18 protein-coding genes are annotated in these 15,747 nt (G+C 66.5%); 17 read left to right on the forward strand and 1 reads right to left on the reverse strand.

The window, feature by feature from the left end; all coding sequences use genetic code 11:
- The first annotated feature begins 18 nt into the window (after positions 1–18).
- From H7J86_RS23275 to H7J86_RS23315, 9 genes are all read left to right on the forward strand, one after another.
- Positions 19–1,311 (forward strand): NADH-ubiquinone oxidoreductase-F iron-sulfur binding region domain-containing protein, encoded by a 1,293-nt coding sequence (locus H7J86_RS23275; RefSeq protein WP_090353087.1) that lies wholly within the window; start codon positions 19–21, stop codon positions 1,309–1,311.
- Positions 1,308–1,604: a ferredoxin gene (locus H7J86_RS23280; protein WP_090353085.1), complete on the forward strand. Its 297-nt coding sequence runs from the start codon at positions 1,308–1,310 to the stop codon at positions 1,602–1,604. Before H7J86_RS23275 ends, H7J86_RS23280 begins: the two co-directional genes overlap by 4 nt.
- Positions 1,601–3,259, forward strand: a complete 1,659-nt coding sequence (locus tag H7J86_RS23285) for a thiolase C-terminal domain-containing protein (protein ID WP_267293704.1) — start codon at positions 1,601–1,603, stop codon at positions 3,257–3,259. The genes H7J86_RS23280 and H7J86_RS23285 overlap by 4 nt, the downstream gene beginning before the upstream one ends.
- Positions 3,252–4,103 carry an alpha/beta hydrolase gene (locus H7J86_RS23290; protein ID WP_267293706.1) on the forward strand — a complete coding sequence of 284 codons (852 nt, stop codon included), beginning with the start codon at positions 3,252–3,254 and terminating at the stop codon, positions 4,101–4,103. Before H7J86_RS23285 ends, H7J86_RS23290 begins: the two co-directional genes overlap by 8 nt.
- Positions 4,103–4,921 (forward strand): NAD(P)-dependent oxidoreductase, encoded by an 819-nt coding sequence (locus tag H7J86_RS23295; RefSeq protein ID WP_090353080.1) that lies wholly within the window; start codon positions 4,103–4,105, stop codon positions 4,919–4,921. Before H7J86_RS23290 ends, H7J86_RS23295 begins: the two co-directional genes overlap by 1 nt.
- A complete protein-coding gene (locus tag H7J86_RS23300) occupies positions 4,921–5,703 on the forward strand; it encodes an NAD(P)-dependent oxidoreductase (protein WP_267293708.1) in 783 nt (260 codons plus the stop codon). Before H7J86_RS23295 ends, H7J86_RS23300 begins: the two co-directional genes overlap by 1 nt.
- Positions 5,704–5,818: 115 nt before the next feature.
- Positions 5,819–7,021 carry a cytochrome P450 gene (locus H7J86_RS23305; RefSeq protein WP_187096398.1) on the forward strand — a complete coding sequence of 401 codons (1,203 nt, stop codon included), beginning with the start codon at positions 5,819–5,821 and terminating at the stop codon, positions 7,019–7,021.
- 4 nt (positions 7,022–7,025) lie between these two features.
- On the forward strand, positions 7,026–7,220 hold the full coding sequence (locus tag H7J86_RS23310) for a ferredoxin (protein ID WP_090353076.1): 195 nt from the start codon (positions 7,026–7,028) through the stop codon (positions 7,218–7,220).
- 2 nt (positions 7,221–7,222) lie between these two features.
- A complete protein-coding gene (locus H7J86_RS23315; protein ID WP_267293710.1) occupies positions 7,223–7,981 on the forward strand; it encodes an alpha/beta fold hydrolase in 759 nt (252 codons plus the stop codon).
- Positions 7,982–7,985: 4 nt separating this feature from the next.
- On the opposite strand, the gene H7J86_RS23320 is transcribed toward H7J86_RS23315, so the two are convergent.
- Positions 7,986–9,059 carry an NAD(P)H-dependent amine dehydrogenase family protein gene (locus tag H7J86_RS23320; RefSeq protein WP_267293712.1) on the reverse strand — a complete coding sequence of 358 codons (1,074 nt, stop codon included), beginning with the start codon at positions 9,057–9,059 and terminating at the stop codon, positions 7,986–7,988.
- 148 nt (positions 9,060–9,207) lie between these two features.
- On the opposite strand from H7J86_RS23320, the gene H7J86_RS23325 reads away from it, so the two are divergent.
- The 8 genes from H7J86_RS23325 to H7J86_RS23360 all read left to right on the forward strand — a co-directional run bounded on the left by H7J86_RS23325 (position 9,208) and on the right by H7J86_RS23360 (position 15,508).
- Positions 9,208–9,927: a hypothetical protein gene (locus tag H7J86_RS23325; RefSeq protein ID WP_267293714.1), complete on the forward strand. Its 720-nt coding sequence runs from the start codon at positions 9,208–9,210 to the stop codon at positions 9,925–9,927.
- Positions 9,928–9,940: 13 nt separating this feature from the next.
- The gene (locus tag H7J86_RS23330; protein WP_267293716.1) at positions 9,941–10,543 is read left to right on the forward strand and encodes a TetR/AcrR family transcriptional regulator; all 603 of its coding nucleotides are present in this window, start codon (positions 9,941–9,943) and stop codon (positions 10,541–10,543) included.
- A gap of 123 nt (positions 10,544–10,666) precedes the next feature.
- Positions 10,667–12,211, forward strand: a complete 1,545-nt coding sequence (locus H7J86_RS23335) for a nitric oxide reductase activation protein NorD (protein WP_267293718.1) — start codon at positions 10,667–10,669, stop codon at positions 12,209–12,211.
- The gene (locus H7J86_RS23340) at positions 12,208–13,032 is read left to right on the forward strand and encodes a CbbQ/NirQ/NorQ/GpvN family protein (RefSeq protein ID WP_187096403.1); all 825 of its coding nucleotides are present in this window, start codon (positions 12,208–12,210) and stop codon (positions 13,030–13,032) included. Before H7J86_RS23335 ends, H7J86_RS23340 begins: the two co-directional genes overlap by 4 nt.
- Positions 13,025–13,156 (forward strand): hypothetical protein, encoded by a 132-nt coding sequence (locus tag H7J86_RS23345; RefSeq protein ID WP_263988211.1) that lies wholly within the window; start codon positions 13,025–13,027, stop codon positions 13,154–13,156. The genes H7J86_RS23340 and H7J86_RS23345 overlap by 8 nt, the downstream gene beginning before the upstream one ends.
- On the forward strand, positions 13,141–13,839 hold the full coding sequence (locus H7J86_RS23350) for a hypothetical protein (protein WP_267293720.1): 699 nt from the start codon (positions 13,141–13,143) through the stop codon (positions 13,837–13,839). The genes H7J86_RS23345 and H7J86_RS23350 overlap by 16 nt, the downstream gene beginning before the upstream one ends.
- Positions 13,840–13,849: 10 nt before the next feature.
- Positions 13,850–14,254, forward strand: coding sequence for a hypothetical protein (locus tag H7J86_RS23355; RefSeq protein WP_267293722.1), 405 nt, complete (start codon positions 13,850–13,852; stop codon positions 14,252–14,254).
- Positions 14,255–15,508, forward strand: coding sequence for a cytochrome P450 (locus H7J86_RS23360; protein ID WP_267293724.1), 1,254 nt, complete (start codon positions 14,255–14,257; stop codon positions 15,506–15,508).
- The last annotated feature ends 239 nt before the right edge of the window (positions 15,509–15,747 follow it).

Here is a 15,747-nt window from a genome sequence, read left to right on the forward strand (position 1 = left end):
GCAGGAAAGGACTACCGCATGACCACCACCGCAACGGATCTCGCCACTTCGGTGTGGCCGGGCCTGACCCCGCGCCTGTTGCGGACCGAACAGGGCCCCGAAGATCTCTCCGACTACACGCGTTCCGGCGGCTACCAGGACGTCGACGATCCAGAGCGACTGCTCGGCGAGATCGCCGCGGCGGGGCTGCTCGGCCGCGGTGGCGCCGCGTTTCCGCTCGCGGTCAAGCTGCAGACGGTGCGCGCCGCCCATCTCGCGGGGCGGCAGACCATCGTCGTCGCCAACGGCGAAGAGGGCGAGCCGGCATCGGTGAAAGATCGTTGGCTGCTGCGTAACCGGCCTCATCTGGTGCTCGACGGGCTACGTCTGGCAGCGTGGATCGTCGGCGCGCAACGGGCCTACGTCTACGTCTCCGACACCCACGCCGCCGCCGCGATCGAGGCGGCGTTGGCTGGGGCCGATACCACACCGGCGATCAGCGTGGTGACCGTCTCGCCCGCCTATATCGCCGGTGAGGAATCCGCGGCCGTGCGGGTGATCAACGGCGGACCGGCCAAACCCACGGACAAACCGCCCCGGGTGTTCGACGAAGGTGTCGCCGGGTGCCCGACGCTGGTGAGCAACGTCGAGACGCTGGCCCATCTGCCGTATATCCGGCGACATGGCGCGGATGCGTTCCGCTCGCAGGGCACCGAGGCCTCGCCGGGCACCTTCCTGGCCACGCTCACCGGTGCAGGCAAATCACCCGTGCTCTACGAGCTGCCCTTCGGCACCCCCATCGCCGATCTGCTGACCCTGCACGGCGTTTCCCCCGCGGCCGTGTCAGGACTGCTGATGGGTGGGTACTTCGCCGGACTGCTCGGCCCCGACGCGGTCGGTGCCGGCCTGGACCACGAGACGCTGCGCGCACTCGGCAGCGGCCTGGGCTGCGCAGCGGTGGCGGTGCTCACCTCCGACTGCCCCGTCGCCGTGGCCGCCTCGGTGCTCGACTACTTCGACCGGGAGAATGCGGGACAGTGCGGCTCCTGCTTCAACGGGACAGCGGCGATGGCCGCGGTCACCGGGGCTTTGCGCAACGGTGCCGCCACCGCCGAAGACCTCGAGCGGCTGCAGCGGTGGTCGGTGGTGCTGCGCGGCCGGGGCGCGTGCGCGACGCTGGACGGCGCGGCGAATATCGCAGCCAGTCTATTGGCCCATTTCCCCGACCTGGTCCGTGCGCATGTCGACGGATCCTGCGACAGCTGCCGCACTTTCGAGGCGCAGCGGCCCTTCGAGGTTGAGGCGATCGAAGCAGTGGAGGCGCGTCGATGAGGATCAAATTGGACCGTACCCTGTGCGACGGGTTCGGGTTCTGCGCCAAACACGCACCCGAGTACTTCTCACTCGACGACTGGGGATACGCCAAGCTCGAGGGCTCCGGCGACGTGCCGGCACAGGATCGCGATGCGGTGATGCGAGCCCTGCTGGACTGCCCGGTACACGCCATCCTGGAACTCGGCGAGCGGCGCCCCGATGACGATCACCGGCCACTCGTCGACACGGCCGACCCCGCCGGCAGCCTCAAGACCGAAGACAACGAAGCGCAGTGGGGGTTCACCCGGTGACCGCAGCCCCGGGACGTCCACTGCCCCAACTGACTTCGCAGAACGAGTTCTTCTGGACCTCGGGCGCCGACGGGAAACTCCGCATCCAGGAATGCCAGAGCTGCAACGCGCTCATCCATCCGCCCGCCCCGATCTGTCGCTACTGCCGCAGCCAGGATCTCGGGGTTCGCGCGGTATCGGGCCGGGGCACGCTGGCCGGTGTGAGCATCAATCACCGCTTCGGCTTCCCCGATCTGCCGCCGCCCTATGTGATCGCCGAAGTGGCGATCGCCGAGGATCTGCGGGTCCGGCTCACCACCAACATCATCGACTGTGATCCGGAGAAGCTGGAACTGGGCCAACCCGTCGAGGTGCGCTTCCAGCAGTTCGCCGATGTCTGGCTGCCCGTGTTCACACCTGCGGCCGACCAGACGGCGCCGGCGACGATGCCCGAAGACGAGATCGCACCATCGGAGTTCGGCAAGTACGTCCGCCCCATGCTCACCGCCGAGAAGTTCGAGGACCGCTCGGCTATCACCGGGATCGGCGCTTCCACGATGGGCCGACGGCTGATGGTGCCACCGCTGTCGCTCACCATCGAGGCGTGTAAGGCGGCGGTCGCCGACGCCGGACTGACCTTCGACGATATCGACGGGCTGTCCACCTATCCGGGTCTGGACATCGCCGGGATGGGCGAGGGTGGCGTGTCCGCCCTGGAGGGTGCGCTGGGACTGCGTCCCACCTGGATCAACGGCGGTATGGACACCTTCGGGCCGGGCGGCTCGGTGATCGCGGCGATGATGGCCGTGGCCACGGGCATGGCCAGGCATGTGCTGTGCTTTCGCACCCTGTGGGAGGCCACCTTCCAACAGTTGATGAAGGAAGGCCGGATGTCGCCCCCTGGTGGTGCGCGCACCACCAGCTGGCAACAGCCGTTCGGTGGCATCTCGGCGGCACATACGCTGGCGCAGAACGCCTCCCGGCACTTTCACCGGTACGGCACCACACGTGAGACGCTGGGCTGGATCGCGCTGAACCAGCGGGCGAACGCAGCCCTGAATCCCACCGCCATCTACCGCGATCCGATGACGATGGACGACTACCTGTCTGCCCGGATGATCACCACGCCGTTCGGTTTGTACGACTGCGATGTTCCGTGCGACGGCGCCGTCGCCGTGATCGTGTCGGCCGTCGACGCCGCCAAGGACCTGCCCCACAAGCCGGTGCGGGTGGAGGCCGTCGGCACCCAGATCATCGAGCGGCTGGACTGGGACCAGACCACCCTCACCCACGAACCCCAGGTGCTGGGCCAGTCCGCGCATCTGTGGAGCCGGACCTCGTTGCGGCCCAGCGATGTCGATGTTGCGCAGCTCTACGACGGTTTCACCTTCAACTGCCTGTCCTGGCTGGAAGCGCTGGGCTTCTGCGGGATCGGCGAGGCCAAGGATTTCCTGGACGGCGGCAAGGCCATCGCACGGGACGGGGTGATCCCGCTCAACACCCACGGCGGGCAGCTCTCGCATGGTCGCACCCACGGGATGGGACTGATCCACGAGGCGGTGACCCAGCTTCGGGGCGACGCCGGCGAGCGCCAGGTCGCCGGTGCCAAGGTGGCGGTGGCCAGCAGCGGCGGCCTGACGCCCAGCGGTGTGCTCTTGCTCCGGACCGATGACTGAGCTCGTCCGGCGCCGCATGGTGATGGTCGGTGCGGTGCCGATGACCGCCCTGGTCGCACCGGTCGCCGAGCCGCGGGCGGTGATCGTCGCGATCCACGGCGGGGCGACCTCTTCGGTGTATTTCGACTGCCCGGGCCATCCGGATCTGTCGTTGTTGCGCCGGGCCGGATCGCAGGGTTTCACCGCCATCGCACTGGACCGGCCCGGCTATGGTGCATCCGCGCTGTATCAGGACACCATGGACAGCGCCGCGAACCGGGTGGCACTGGCCTGGGGTGCGGTCGACAAGATCGCCCAAGGCGGGCCGGTGTTCCTGTTGGGCCATTCGTTGGGCTGCGAACTCGCACTGCGGATGGCCGGCCACGAACGCGTCATCGGCATCTCACTGGCCGGCACCGGCCTGCGCTACCACCCCAAGGCGAAAGACCTGCTCAGCACGGCGACGCTGGCCGGCACCCCGACTGGGTTGCGTCAGCTTCTCTGGGAGCCGGCGACGTTGTATCCCGACGGGATACCCAGCTCGGCGCTGTCGGCCCCGGGAGTGCGCTACGAGGGTGCGGTGACGTCCGATTGGGCACGTCACACTTTCGGCGAACTCGCAGCGGCCGTGCGGGTTCCGGTGCAATTCAGCGCCGCCGACCACGAGGGTGTGTGGGAGTCCGGTCCCGAGTCGCTGGCGGCGATCGCGGCCCTGTTCACCGGGGCACCCGGCGTGGACGTCAACGAGATGGCCGACAGCGGACACAATCTCAGTGTCGGGCTGTCGGCTGCCGAGTATCACCGGCGGGTGTTGGCATTCGCCGGTCAATGTGTGTCGAGTGCTGTCGAAGCGGAGGCGGGTTGATGCGGGTCGGATTCATCGGGTTGGGAAGCCAGGGCGGGCCGATGGCTCGCCGCATCGTCGACGGCGGCTATGAGACCACACTCTGGGCGCGCCGAGCGGCCTCGCTGGAGCCCTACGCCGGCACCGCGGCGAAGACGGCCGGGTCACCGGCCGAACTCGGTGCGGCAAGTGATCTGGTGTGCCTGTGCGTCGTCGGCGACGACGACGTGCGCCAGGTGCTGTTCGGGGACGACGGCGTACTCGACGGCCTGGCCCCCGGCGGTATCGTGGCCATTCACTCCACCATCCACCCCGACACCTGCCGCGAGATCGCCGAAAGAGCAGCCGGTCAGGGTGTTTCGGTGATCGATGCTCCGGTCAGCGGGGGCGCGCCCGCCGTCGAGGCCGGCCAACTGCTGGTCATGGTCGGCGGCGCCGAGGCCGATGTGGAGAAGGCCCGTCCGGTGTTCGCCACCTATGCCGACCCGATCGTGCACTTGGGCCCCCTCGGGAGCGGGCAGGTCGCCAAGATCCTGAACAACCTGTTGTTCAGCGCCAATCTCGGTGCGGCCATGAGCACCCTGGAACTCGGCGAAGCGCTCGGTGTGCCACGAGACCGGCTGTGCGAGGTGATCTCCCGCGGCTCGGCCAACAGCAAGGCGCTCGGCAGTATCGCGGCGTTCGGCGGCACGCTGGACCGGTTGGCCCCGATCGCGGGTGCGCTGCTGCAGAAGGACTGCCGGCATGCGACCGCCCTGGCCGAGGAAGCCTCGGCCACGCAGGGTTCGGTGTTCACCGCGGCGGACACGGCGCTGGCCATCATGGACCACCCGCGCTGATGAGGGTCGGCTTCATCGGAGCCGGCCGGATGGGCGCCCCCATGGTCGGCCGCCTGGTCGGGGCCGGTCATCAGGTCGCGGTGCTGGCGCGCACCCCCGAGCGGCGTGAGGCGATTCGCGAACTCGGCGCCACCCCGGTCGGTGATATCGCCGGGGTGGCCACCGAGGCCGTGGTGCTGTGCGTGTTCACCGACGAACAGGTGCGCGATGTGTGCGCGGGGCCGCTACTGGCAGCGATGCCGGCCGACGCCACCCTGATCATCCACACCACCGGCAGCCCTCGGACCGCCCAGGCCATCGCCGCCCAGGCTCCGCAGATCGGGGTGGTGGACGCGCCGGTGAGCGGCGGACCGCACGATATCGCCGCGGGCCGTGTCACGGTTTTCGCCGGCGGCGCCGAGGCCGTCGTTGCCCGGGTCCGCCCGGTCCTGGACAGCTACGCCGCACCCGTCCTGCACATGGGCCCGTTGGGTACCGGGCAGGGCATGAAGCTGGTCAACAACACGATGTTCGCCGCGCAGATCGGCCTGGTCTCCGAAGCGGTGCGGATGGGCGCGCAGCTCTCGATCGACGAGACCGCGCTGCTGGGCGCGCTCGCACACGGCAGTGGCGCAAGCCGGGCGCTGGGCATGATCGAGCGGGCCGGTTCCACGGAGCGGTTCATCGGCGCGGTGGGCGAGTTTCTCAGCAAGGACATCGCCGTGGTGCACCGGACGCTCGCCGATCTCGGTTTCCCGCTCGGCGCGGTGGAGGCAGTCGTCAACGCCGGTGTGCCAGATTGAGTCACGGTGAAATCGGGCATTTCGGCGCGGCTGGCAAGCTCCGCTGCTAGCGTTACAATTTTGCAGCCTTCCGTAATGCTTGGGGTGGCAGCTCCACCCCGAAGGAGGACCCGGAATGACGACGGCCGAACTCGTTTTCGATCCTTTCTCCGAGGAGTACTTCACCAATCCTTTCGAGATCTACCGGCGGATGCGCAACGAAGCGCCGCTGTACTACAGCGCCGACCAGGACTTCTACGCCCTCACCCGGCACGCGGACGTGTCCGCGGCTCTCAAGGACCACGAGGCGTTCTCGTCCTCCCGCGGATGCGACCTGGCGATGGTGCAAAGCGACGAACCGCCGCAGAAATCCATCATCTTCATGGATCCACCGGATCACCGGCACATGCGCAGTCTGCTCAACAAGGCGTTCACACCGCGCGCGGTACAGGCCCAGAAGGACACCATCGTCGAACAGATCGACCGCTTCCTGGGCAGGATCACCAGCGACGAGTTCGACGTCGTCCAGGACTTCTCCGCGCCGTTCCCGGTCGAGGTGATCACCCGAATGGCCGGTGTCGAAGACGAGTACCGCCAACAGGTGCGGCACTGGATCGACACAAGTCTGTCCCGCGAACCCGGGCAGATCGGGTATTCCGAAGCCGGCATGCAGGCCAATATCGACACCGCCATCTACTACTACTCGCTGGTGCAGAAGCGCCGGGAGAACCCGCAGGACGACATGATCAGCCGGCTCATCGCCGCGGAGATCCCGCGCGAGGACGGCAAACTGCACAAGCTCGACGATATCGAGATCACCGGATTCGCCACCTTGCTCGGCGGTGCGGGCGCCGAGACCGTCACCAAACTCATCGGCACGGCGGTGGTGTTGTTCGCGAAGCACCCGGACCAGTGGCAGAAGCTGATCGACAAGCGTGAGCTGGTGCCCGATGCCGTGGAGGAGCTGCTGCGGTTCGAAGGGCCGGTGCAGTACAACGTGCGCTACACCCTCAAGGAAGCCCACGTGCCCAGCGGCGTGATCCCCGCCGGCAAGGCGGTGTTCCTCATCAGCGCAGCCGCCAACCGCGACCCCGACGCGTTCACCGACGCCGACAAATTCGATATCGAGCGGGACCGCACCGAGGCCCAGAATCTCGGCCTGGGCTACGGCATCCACAGCTGTCTGGGCGCCGCGTTGGCCCGCATGGAGAGTGTCATCGCGTTGGAGAAGCTGCTCGACTTCATGCCCCGCTACGAGGTCGATTTCGCCGGTCTCGAACGGGTGCGGATGCAGAATGTGGCTGGCTACGCCAGGGTCCCGGTGAAGGTGGTGCGGTGACGACATGAGTCGCATCGAGGTCGATTTCGGATTGTGCGAGAGCAACGGCGTCTGTATGGGAGTGATCCCCGAGGTGTTCGATCTCGACGACCAGGACTATCTGCACATCCTCACCGACGAAGTCACCCCGTCCAACGAGGGCCAGGTACGCGAGGCCGTCCGGCAGTGCCCGCGTCAGGCCATCTCCATCGTGGACTGAGCGTGCGATTCGTCTTCGTGCACGGCGGTTTTCACGCTGCCTGGTGCTGGGACCGGGTGATCGCCGCGCTGGCCGACCTCGGCCACGGCGGTGTCGCGGTGGACCTACCCGGCCACGGCGCACTCGCGAGACAGGACTCCACCCTGGCCAATCGGCGCGATGCCATCGTCACGGCGCTGCAGCCGGACGACGTGCTGGTCGGGCATTCGGGTGGCGGTTTCGATCAGACGCTGGCCGCCGACGCCCGGCCTGATCTGGTGAAGCACATCATCTACCTCGCCGCCGGGCTGCCCCGCGAAGGCCGTACGTATCCGGAGGCGATGGCGATGCGCGACACCGAAGACGGTGAGTTCGACGGGGACGTCGGGGAAATGCTGAGCTACTTGAACTTCGACGCCGACGGCGCGATGACGTTCGCAGATTTCGACGGGGCGTGGAGGTACTTCTACCACGACTGCGACGAGGAGACCGCCCGCTGGGCGTTCAGCCGGCTCGGACCGGAACGCTTCGGTGACACCACGGTGACACCGGTGTCGGTCCCCACCTTCTGGGCCGCCGATCTGCCCCGCAGTTTCATTGTCTGCGAACAGGACCGGTGCATGCCTCGGTGGCTGGCCGATACCGTGGCGCGTCGCCTGGGCGTCGAACAGCTGTCCATCAACGCATCGCACTCGCCGTTCCTGAGCCGGCCGCGCGAACTGGCCGAGCTGTTGGTGCACGCGACCACCACCAAGCCCATCGGCCCCCTCATCCCGGTGTGATCTGTCACCACATGAGGCCGCGGACCGTTGCACTGAGCGGGATGTCCTCCACCGCGATCAACCCACTGGGCGCCCGGCAGATCCAGTCGATGGCGTTGACCACCCGCGCCGCGGTCGAGATGCATCCGGCGTCGGTCGAGTCCAGCAGGGGGTGCGACACGTGGGTGTTGAGCTCCACCCGCGGTTCACCCTCGACGACGACCCGGTGCACGCCGGTGTGTCCGTCCGGCGGGTAATCCCATTCGGGTGCCGCGGCGCTGGTCAACCGGTTGATGTGCTCCATCGTGATGATCGGCCCACCGCCGCGCACTCCCTCCACCGCGAACCGGGCCGCGGCCATCTGCCCCGGCTCGACGGTGCACATCGTGCACTGGATCCGGGTGTCCGCGTACCACGGTTCGACGCGTTGGCGGATCTCGTCGAGTTCGACCCCGAGCTGGGCGGCGAGATTGCGTATCGGCCCACCCCACATGCTGGTCATCACCCCGGGCAGGAACAGCATGGGCTCACCGTCCTCGGGAGACATGCCGAAACCCATTGACCGGCCGGTGAACTCGTAGTCATCGTAGTTGCCGTAGTCGAAGATCTCCTGAACGGTGACAGACCTGGCCCGGGTCACCAGACTCAGCGCGGCGATCACCTCGGTGTCGCCCGAGTAACCCGGGTCCATCCCGTTCACGTACAACGATGACGTACCCGCCTTACACGCCGCTTCCAGCGGGACGCGCAGCCAGTCTTCAGCGTGATGCGGGGCCACCAGCCACACCATCGACGTCGCGGCCACGTTGATCCCGGCGGACAGGAATCGGGACATCTGCCCGATCGCCTGCACGGGACGGGTCTCGCCCTGTGCGGTGTACACGACACAGTCGGGCTGTAGCGCGATCAGCGCGTCGATGTCGTCGGTCGCGATGACCCCGGTCGCTTCGCACAGGCCGCACAGTTCGGCGGCATCGCGGCCGATCTTGTCCTCGCTTGCCGCATGGACGCCGACGAGCACGAGATCGGGCCGGCCGATGATCGCCCGCAGCGAGTGTCTGCCGACATTCCCCGTGGAGAACTGGACCACCCTGCGCATCGCGACACCCTTTCGTGGCCCACCGAAGTACTGACTTAAGTCAACCATATGCATCGGCTCAAGATGCCGCGATTCGGCGGCCATGGTGATTCTTGACCGTCGATATCAACCCTTGACTCCACTATTTGACTGACTATAGTCAGCGTTTGTGAACCTGCCGACGCGCGATCGTGGTCGCAGACCGGCACCGCACGGCCCCGGCAGCCGGCTCGACGAACACCTGGAGACGTCCCGGCTGGCGCAACACCAGGCCGACAGGTGGCTGATCTCCGGCAGCCTGCTGATCGGCACGGCCGCACTGGGCGTCTTCGGGCTCCCCCTGTTCCTTCGGGGTGTATGGCTGCTCCGCAAGGCGGCCCGCGACGGACTGACCGTGCGCCCGATGCTGGTCACCCTGATCGGCTATCTGGTCATCATCGACGCGGCGATCAACACCGTCGGCTGGGCGCTGGACACCGTCGCCAACCACACCCTGCTGGCTCGAGTCCTGTTGAACGGCTGGGGAAACATGTTCGACGCCGGCTACTTCTGGCACTACAACGAACTCCTGATCGGCGGCGCCGCCGGCCCCGGGGAGAAGGCCATGGAAGTCGGCATGATCCTGACCGTCTTCACCATGCGGATCGCCGCCGGAATCGGCTTCCTGCAGATGAAACGCTGGGGACACCAGTGGATGATCATCACCTGCTGGATGGGCGTCCTGATCTGGTGCGTCTACGTGTTCAACATGACGATGTATGCCGACGTGCGCTTCGCCGGGGTGGTGCTACCGGTCGTGGGGTGGTGGCTCTACGACATCTTCTACATCACGCCTTTCCTCGCGATCCCCTATCTGCACTCCGTGAACCGCGAGATCTTCTCCGACTGAGGAAGGCCAGGCGATGACACCTCCAGCCAGGCAGTCGACGCGCGAGCAGCGTCGACGACAGACCCGCGAACGGATACTCGGTGCCGCCATCGCCGAGTTCACCTCATCAGGGATGGCGCATGCCGACATCGACACCATCGCGACCGCGGCCGGCGTGGCGCACGGGACGTTCTTCTTCCACTTCCCCAGCAAGGAGCACGTGCTGCTGGAACTGGAGGCCCGCGAGGAAGCACGCATGGCCACCGAATTCGGCCGCTACCTCGACGAGGCGCACGATCTTGCCGGCACCCTGGACCACGTCGTGACGCTGATTACCGGGCTCGAACGCCGGCTGGGTCCGTCGCTGTTCAAAGAACTTCTTGCCCTGCACTTTTCGCCGACCCGTCCCGTTGCCGACGAATGGACCGATCACCCGTTGATCGTGCTGCTGGTCCGGGAGATCGAGCGCGCCCGCGGCGACGGGAAGGTACCGCCCGAAGTCGACGCGTTCTACAGCGCAACGTTCTTCCTGCTGGGCATCTACGGCGTCCTGACCACCACATCGAAACCCGACTCACGCGGCGCCATGCTGGCGGGTTTGGTGACCACCGCAGTACGCGGACTCGAAGCCCGATAAGAAAGGAATCCGACGTGGACTGGATCTGGGAGATACTCCGTTACGTCGCCGCCTGGGGTGGAACAGGTTTGATCATCTGGTTCTGGTACTGGATGTTCTCCAACATCGGCACGTTCTGAGCCGATGACATCCGACCTGGCCGAGGCAGACACGGACCACACTGCGATGGCCACCGAACGCAGTTGCGCGGTGACTGCGGTGGCACTCAGCGACGGGCGCCGCATGGGCGCCCGCCTGCTCACCGGACACCATCGCGGATTCGGTTTGAGTACTCAACTCGACACCGTCTACGTGCCCTACCCGCCGCGCCGGGCCTGGACCCGGCGGACACTCACCTGCGGTGTGGCACTGCAGTGTTCGCCGTCCAAAGAGCGATTGCTCGAATACCGGATCAGTGAACTCTCGACTCGCGAGCTCACCGCGCTCACGCTCGTCGAAGCCGGTGTCGCGCTGGGCTGGGTCGCCGAATTCTGGCCCGGCCTGCTCCCCGACCTGCGCAGGGCGCTGCCCACCCTCGAACCCATCCCGGTCGCGACGGCCGCCGAGGAGATGCTCAACCGCGCGATCGCACTGGCGCAATCGCCGCACCCGCTGACGGTCGATCCCCTGCTGGGCAGCCTGCCGCGGGCTTACACCCTGCCGCAAGGGCTCTCCGACAGACTGCGCCGGACGTTCGGACGGATGCCGTGGACCACCGCCGAGAAGCGGCTACCCCGGCCGTACTCGGTGCCCGTCGGCGGCGACGGCGGTGTCCGCAACTCCAATCTGCCCCCGGCCAGCCGGCCGCAGGACAACGATCTCGACGTCACGCCCGAGCACCGGCCCGGTATTCCCTACCCGGAGTGGAACGCCTGGTCGCAATCCTTCATGACCGACCATGTCGCCGTGGTCGAACGAACCCACGTCCCCGGCGATCGGCGCACCCCGCAGGTCGCCGTCGATGTGCGGAAATGGTTCGAGGAGAACACCCACCGCACGATGCGTAACCGCCTGGAGGATGGCTCCGACCTCGATGTCGAGCAGTATGTCAATCACTACATCGACGTCGCGACCGGCGAGGCCGACGAACCGCGTCTCTTCCGGGAGCTGCTGCCCAGCAGGCGCGATGTGACGACCGCTCTGCTGCTGGATGGCAGCTCCTCGCTGGGCGTGCACGGCGGCCATATCTTCACCCTCGAGTTGGCCTGCGCCGACGCGCTGTCCCGGGCCATGGCCTCGGCGCGGGAACGGCACGGCATCTTCGTGTTCACCGGTAACACCCGGCATCGCGTCGAAGTCAGCTGCCTCAAGGATTTCCCGGACCGCCGGTTCGTCCCACCCGGCGGGCTGGGCCTGTCCACCGGCGGGTACACCAGACTCGGTGCGCCCCTGCGCCATCTGACCGGCCGACTGCTCGCCCAGCCATCCGAGCGCAGGCAACTCATCGTCATCGGTGACGGCTTGATCTCCGACGAGGGATATGAGGGGCGCTACGCCTGGGCTGATTCGGCGCACGCGGTCGAGGAGGCCCGCGACGCCGGAGTGGCGATGTACTACATCGGCATCGGACCGGTACGCGTCGACCCGTTGCCGGAAGTCTTCGGGCCCAGGCGGTCCCAGCGCATCCGCCGGATCGAAGAACTGCCCCGCGTCCTCGCCCACGTCCACAGGGAGCTGGTTGCCGCGTGAATACAGATACCTACTTCGCGAATGACAACGAGGTTCAGCTGTTCGAGCAGGCCTACCACCGGCGGCTGCCCGTCATGCTCACCGGCCCCACGGGCTGCGGTAAGACGCGCCTGGTCGAACACATGGGATCGCTGTTGGGGCGGCAGGTCGTCACCATCAGCTGTCATGACGACCTGACCAGTTCGGACCTGGTGGGCCGGTTCAGGGTGACCGGCGGTGACGTGGTGTGGACCGACGGCCCGCTGACCAGAGCGGTGAAGACCGGCGCCATCTGCTATCTCGACGAAGTGGTGGAGGCCAGACACGATTCCCTGGCCATCCTGCATTCGCTCACCGATCACCGGCGCGCGCTGTACCTGGACCGAGCCGGTGAAGTGGTGGAGGCTCCCGCCACCTTCATGCTGGTGTGCTCCTACAATCCCGCCTATCGCAGCTCGCTGAAGGACCTCAAACCCTCCTTCCGGCAACGGTTCGTCACCCTCCCGATGCGGTATCTGCCCCCGGGACGCGAAGCCGAGGTGATCGTGGCCGAGACCCAGGTCGGTCATCCGACGGCCGAGCGCTTGGTGCGCTGCGCCACCGCGATCCGCACCGCCGACGAGGCCTTCCACTTCGAGCCGCCCTCCACCCGCGTGCTCGTCACCGCGGCGAAGCTGATCACCGCCGGCGCAACAGAACTGGACGCCGCGCAGGCCTGCATCTTGGCACCGCTGTCCAGTGACGGCGCCATCACCGAAGGGCTGTTGGAGGTCGCCTCGGCGTGCCTGTCCAGTGCCGATACCGAAAGCCCCCGCGAGAAAGGAATCACCGCCCGTGGTTGACCAGAAAGAGAAGAATCGCAAGAAGGCGCTCATCGTCCTGCAGATCGTCATCTACGGCTACCTGCTGGCGATGTTCGGGATCCAGCTGTACATGTCCTTCGCCCGCGGATGGTGGGACCTGTGACGCTGTCGCAGGCGTCCGTGGGCCTGGAGGAACATCACGACGAATCCCGTTCGGCGCAGCGGCGCGCCGACAAATGGATGATCGTGGGCGCGGCCCTGATGGGCATGTGGGCTCCCGGTTTGATCGGCTTCCCCATCTTCATGCGCGGGGTGTGGCTGCAGCGCCAGGCCCTGCGCTCCGGCCTTTCCGTGCGGCCGATGATCGTCACGCTGATCGGGTACCTGACCCTGATCGACGGCATGCTCAACAGTCTGGGCTGGGCACTGGACCTGGTCGCCAACCACACGCTGATCAACCGGGTCCTGATGATCGGCTGGGGCAACATGTTCGACGCCGGCTACTTTTGGCATTACAACGAGCTGTGGGTGGGCGGTGCCGCCGGTCCCGGCGAGAAGTCGATGGTCTTCGGCATGATCATCACCGTCTTCGCGATGCGCTGCGCGGCCGCCATCGGCTTCCTGCAGATGAAGCGCTGGGGCCACCAGTACATGGTCGTCACCTGCTGGATGGGCGTCGTGATCTGGTGCGTCTACGTGTTCAACATGACGATGTTCGCCGACGTCCGCTTCGCCGGCGTGGTGTTCCCCGTCATCGGCTGGTGGCTCTACGACATCTTCTACATCACCCCCTTCCTCGCGATCCCGTACCTGCACACGGTGAACCGCGAAATCTTCACGGACTAAAGGAGAAACTGTGACCACACCAGCGAGCACCGACGACAAGGCCGACGATCTTCCGCCCGGCACCACGCCCTATTACGCCCGCATGCACACCTGGATCAAGCGCGCGGTGCTCGTGTGCTTGGTGGCGCTCGTGCTCGAAGGCGCCTTCACCTTGCCGTTCATGGCCATCTACTACGGCTACCCCACCTTGAGCCTCACCCAGATCTGCAGCGAACTGCTCAAGGTGCGCTATTCCGATGACACCCTCGAATGCAAGGTGCCCTACCCGGCGTTCGGGCCGCCCGAGGGCGCCGAAGGCAAGGACACCGCCCAGGATCAATGGGGTATCCAGCCGGTGCCGAAGTATCACCGGATCGGCTTCCGCGAACTTGTCCGCATCCACGATCAGCGAGTGGCCCGGGCGCAGGGGCATTAGATGACAACCTCACCGGAAAGCCATGCGCAGAACTGGGATCTACGGCACCCGGACTTCAACGAGAACGACCTGCTGTACGACGTCTACACCGTCATGCGCCAGGGGTGTCCCTTCCCGCACACCGACACCCCGTTTCTCGCCGACACCCCCGGCGGGGCCTGGATCGCGGTGAATTACGACGACTGCTACCGGATCGCCCAGGACTGGGAACACTTCTCCAACAACCCGGTTCCGGGATCGGCCGACTTCGTCATCGGCGATCTGGTGGTGATGATGGATCCACCGCGGCAGCAGAAGCTGCGCAAAGTGCTCAACCCGTGTTTCTCGCCGGCCCAGATGAAAGCGCTGCGGCCCCAGGTCACCACCGAAACCGATCTGCTCATCGACGATTTCGTCACCCAAGGGACCGGCGACCTGGCCCGCGTCGCCTGGCGGCAACCCGGGATCGTGCTGTTCAAGTACCTGCTGGGCATGCCCACCGACGATGTCGGGGTCTGTTTTCAACTCACCGACGACGCTCTCAACGGTGCGACCGAGGACGTCCGGATGACGGCCTGGGCGGGCTTGTATCAGCACATCCACGACGCCGTGACGGCCCGCATCGGCCAACCGTCGCGCGGCGACATGATCGACATCCTGCTGGCCGCCGAGATCGACGGGGAGAGGCTGCCCATCCAGGATGCCGTTGCCAATGCGATGCTGCTCGTCCAGGCCGGGCTGGAGACCACCGCCAGCGCAATGTCTTTCGCCTTTCACCACCTGGCCACCCATCCGGGTGAGCGTGACCGTCTCGCCGCGGACCCCGACCTGCTCCCCCGAGCGGTGGAGGAACTCATCCGCTACGCGGGGTCGATCCACGGGCTGCACCGGACCGTCACCAAGGATGTCGAACTGAGCGGGCACACCTTCCATGCCGGCGACACGGTGGTGGTCAACTTCGCTGCCGCGAACCGCGACGACAGTGTGTTCCCCGATGCGAACCGTTGCATGCTCGATCGCCGGGAGAACCGTCATCTGGGCTTCGGTGCGGGTGTGCACCGTTGCCTGGGCTCCAACTTGGCGCGCCTGGAGTTCCAGATCGGGGTGGAGCGGGTGCTGTCACGCCTGCCCGACTTCCGGCTGGTGACCGGTGCCCGTGCGGACTTTCACGGCAACTCGATCACCCGTGGATTTCGTTCTGTCCCTGTGGAGTTCAGCCCTGGCATACGTCGACATCCACAAGTTCCTGCCGGCCGGCCAAAACGACTCCTCTGATCACGGAACTGGTTGACGGCGTTGTCGGTCAGAACTCTTGATCCCCGGGCGGCGTTCGGGTTCTTACACGGCTCACTGTAGGTCAACGTCTCGCTTCGAGCCAGCACCGTAGAGCAAATGCGATCTGCTCGAAATGCCATGCAGTACCTAAGCGGTGGTGGTCGATGCAGTGGCCCACGCCACGATAGATGCCGCCGGTGACAGTGGCTGCCTGGTGAATGCGCGGACACAGGAACGTT

This window comes from Mycobacterium hackensackense, assembly GCF_025822555.1.
Classification (GTDB): domain Bacteria; phylum Actinomycetota; class Actinomycetes; order Mycobacteriales; family Mycobacteriaceae; genus Mycobacterium; species Mycobacterium fluoranthenivorans.

Coding starts and splice junctions, on each gene's coding strand:
- H7J86_RS23275 (WP_090353087.1), top strand. CDS start 19: ATGACCACCACCGCAACGGATCTCGCCACTTCGGTGTGGCCGGGCCTG.
- H7J86_RS23280 (WP_090353085.1), top strand. CDS start 1,308: ATGAGGATCAAATTGGACCGTACCCTGTGCGACGGGTTCGGGTTCTGC.
- H7J86_RS23290 (WP_267293706.1), top strand. CDS start 3,252: ATGACTGAGCTCGTCCGGCGCCGCATGGTGATGGTCGGTGCGGTGCCG.
- H7J86_RS23295 (WP_090353080.1), top strand. CDS start 4,103: ATGCGGGTCGGATTCATCGGGTTGGGAAGCCAGGGCGGGCCGATGGCT.
- H7J86_RS23300 (WP_267293708.1), top strand. CDS start 4,921: ATGAGGGTCGGCTTCATCGGAGCCGGCCGGATGGGCGCCCCCATGGTC.
- H7J86_RS23305 (WP_187096398.1), top strand. CDS start 5,819: ATGACGACGGCCGAACTCGTTTTCGATCCTTTCTCCGAGGAGTACTTC.
- H7J86_RS23310 (WP_090353076.1), top strand. CDS start 7,026: ATGAGTCGCATCGAGGTCGATTTCGGATTGTGCGAGAGCAACGGCGTC.
- H7J86_RS23320 (WP_267293712.1), bottom strand. CDS start 9,059: ATGCGCAGGGTGGTCCAGTTCTCCACGGGGAATGTCGGCAGACACTCG.
- H7J86_RS23330 (WP_267293716.1), top strand. CDS start 9,941: ATGACACCTCCAGCCAGGCAGTCGACGCGCGAGCAGCGTCGACGACAG.
- H7J86_RS23335 (WP_267293718.1), top strand. CDS start 10,667: ATGACATCCGACCTGGCCGAGGCAGACACGGACCACACTGCGATGGCC.
- H7J86_RS23350 (WP_267293720.1), top strand. CDS start 13,141: ATGGTGGGACCTGTGACGCTGTCGCAGGCGTCCGTGGGCCTGGAGGAA.
- H7J86_RS23360 (WP_267293724.1), top strand. CDS start 14,255: ATGACAACCTCACCGGAAAGCCATGCGCAGAACTGGGATCTACGGCAC.